Annotated in this window: 3 protein-coding genes; 1 reads left to right on the forward strand and 2 read right to left on the reverse strand. The window is 56.6% G+C overall.

Translation table 11 applies throughout. The annotated features are described in order from the left end of the window. Positions 1-329 precede the first annotated feature (329 nt). Positions 330-1,076 (reverse strand): formylglycine-generating enzyme family protein, encoded by a 747-nt coding sequence (locus ACT3TP_RS18575; RefSeq protein WP_443440302.1) that lies wholly within the window; start codon positions 1,074-1,076, stop codon positions 330-332. 182 nt (positions 1,077-1,258) lie between these two features. Between ACT3TP_RS18575 and ACT3TP_RS18580 the strand changes: the two genes are divergently transcribed. Beyond that, complete coding sequence (locus ACT3TP_RS18580; RefSeq protein ID WP_013350230.1) at positions 1,259-1,654, forward strand: hypothetical protein; 396 nt, start codon at positions 1,259-1,261, stop codon at positions 1,652-1,654. Positions 1,655-1,701: 47 nt separating this feature from the next. On the opposite strand, the gene ACT3TP_RS18585 is transcribed toward ACT3TP_RS18580, so the two are convergent. After that, positions 1,702-2,244, reverse strand: a complete 543-nt coding sequence (locus tag ACT3TP_RS18585) for a GNAT family N-acetyltransferase (protein WP_444621274.1) — start codon at positions 2,242-2,244, stop codon at positions 1,702-1,704. Positions 2,245-2,285 lie beyond the last annotated feature (41 nt).

A 2,285-nucleotide genomic window follows, 5' to 3' on the forward strand; every position in this document is an offset into this window, starting at 1 on the left:
GCTTGGGCCGCCTGCTCTATTTCGATGCTAAGTGCGACCGCCTTGACGGAGTTCGCCTCATTGGTTGGTAGGGGTCCCAGGCTGGAGGCGACAGTTAGCAATTCAGCAAGCCGCTCAAGTGGGGATTCTTCGCTTCCGATCATTGCTCAAACATAACGCAATTATGTGAATTGTCAACTCATGGATGACGATTCACTCTATGGAGTAGTTGAGAGATCGAATCATATCTCATAGTCCCGCAAGCCGGTCCCCGAGAGGAACGCCCGTAAGAGGAACCTCCTGTGGGACACCCGTCGCCGTGTATATGGGCTGGCCTGCATTGGTCACTCTCAGTATCGCCGAGGCGTCCACCCGGATGGCAGCATTCCAGTGATCTTTCCCCGTTCATAATCAGCCTCGGCTGACCAGCCTTGCGTTGCCTGTGCATCATCGAAGGCACCCCGGGCCATGCGCAGACCAAGGTCTGGGTGGCTCATCCCAGGCGCACCACCGCGACGCGTCGAAGCCCGCACGCTCCACGAGTTATCAGCAAAGCCTCCCCCACGGAAGACTCGGTAGTCGTCGTAGCGGGCCGGATCGAGTAGATCCCAGCACCATTCCCAGACGTTCCCAAGGGTGTCGTGGAGCCCGAAGGCATTGGGTAGTTTTTGACCAACTTCTTTCGCGTTCTCTAGCTTGTCGTTCGCTGTCCAAGCAATGGCATCGAGGTGGCCATAATGTGGCCCCACTGTGCCAGCGCGGCATGCATATTCCCATTCGGCTTCGGTGGGCAGCCGGTACCCCGAGGCGTTCGTCTGCCAAATCACTTCGTCTGCCTCGAAGATGTATGCAGGGGAAAGGCTTTCGTTCAATGACGCTTCATTGCAAAACTTGATGGCTTCCAACCAATTGATATCTACCAGAGGTGCTTGGGTGCCCGTTTCGCTATCGCCCATGAGTTGCGAATACTGAGCCACGGTGACGGGAGCGATCCCAATCTCGAATGGTTCCAGATGGACGGTCCAACGGCGTTTTCGTCGTGCGTCGTGCAATTCCACTTGTCCGCCTGGTAGCGGACGAAGATCAAAGGTAGACATTTCACAATGCTCCCATGCCGTCTTGTAAGACGGTCTGTCGGAGGCTGATTTCTCCATAGACGGATGTTTGAGGATCAGAGTGTGACACATCCGCAAACGGAACCATCTACGGGCCGCTCATCTCTCCTTTTGAGGCTCCCGCGTCATCCTTATATCGGGGGCCGCCCGGTACAGTGGATTCTATGCCTTTCACGCTTATGCTCACAGTCGTCCTGGCACTACTGGCGGCCTTCCAATTGGCGCTCGTTTTCGGTGCTCCGCTCGGCCGCTTCGCGTGGGGTGGCCAGCACCGCGTACTTTCGAAGCGTTTGCGCATTGGCAGCGCGATATCGATCATAATCTACGCGCTGATCGGCGTGATCTCGTGGGACCGCGTAGGAGCGGTCGATGTGTTCCCCGCGCCGTTCGCCGAGATCGCAATGTGGGTGATCTTCGCCTACTTCGTGCTCGGCATCCTGATGAATGCCATCTCGCGCAGCAAGCCCGAGCGTTACACGATGGTGCCTGTCACGCTCGTTCTGGCCGTACTGTCGTGCCTTATCGCGATGGGATATGACATGCTCGCGATGGCGATCTGAAGCACATGCACCCCTCCCGGTTGCCCAACCTTCTGTGGGACGGCATTCTAGATCTTGAGGTCGTCCCATTTGAAATGGGTCACGGTTCCGTCTTCCCAGTCTTGGCGCAGGATCGAGTAGGCGATTGAGGCAACGTGCCCGCCGTCGTTGGTTGGCCATCCCAATCGGTAGTGCGCTTCCTTGAGGAAGCCTGCGCGGAGGAAAGTTTTGCGCATGGCGATGTTGTCTTCTCGCGTTTGTCCCTCGAAACGGAGCATGTTCGGCATCGACTCGAAAACCAAGTCGCAGAGCGCACGCAGCACTTCCACTCCCACGCCTTTGCCGCGTTGGGCTTCGTCCAGGCGCAGGTCGAAGAGCGGAGAATCGCCTTCTTGCAAATCCTCCAGAACAGCCATACCGATACGATGTTCGTCCCTCAATACCCAATAACCTTGGGTATCTTCGTTCCAGAAATGGCCATTCTCAATCTTCGTCCGTATGTCCGCGGCCTGGGGTGTTGCCTGAACATGGAACGGGAAACGATTTGAGGTCAGGAAGCCGATGAGATCTTCGGTGTCGGCTGGTGTCATTGGAACAAAGACGATGGACATGATCCTACCCTAGCTGCATCAACGGAAACTGTCCCGAATCA

This window comes from Glutamicibacter sp. AOP38-B1-38 (assembly GCF_052377485.1).
GTDB lineage: Bacteria > Actinomycetota > Actinomycetes > Actinomycetales > Micrococcaceae > Glutamicibacter.

Bases quoted from the DNA above. Each gene is read 5' to 3' on its own strand.
- ACT3TP_RS18575 (WP_443440302.1), bottom strand. From the start codon at position 1,076: ATGTCTACCTTTGATCTTCGTCCGCTACCAGGCGGACAAGTGGAATTG.
- ACT3TP_RS18580 (WP_013350230.1), top strand. From the start codon at position 1,259: ATGCCTTTCACGCTTATGCTCACAGTCGTCCTGGCACTACTGGCGGCC.
- ACT3TP_RS18585 (WP_444621274.1), bottom strand. From the start codon at position 2,244: ATGTCCATCGTCTTTGTTCCAATGACACCAGCCGACACCGAAGATCTC.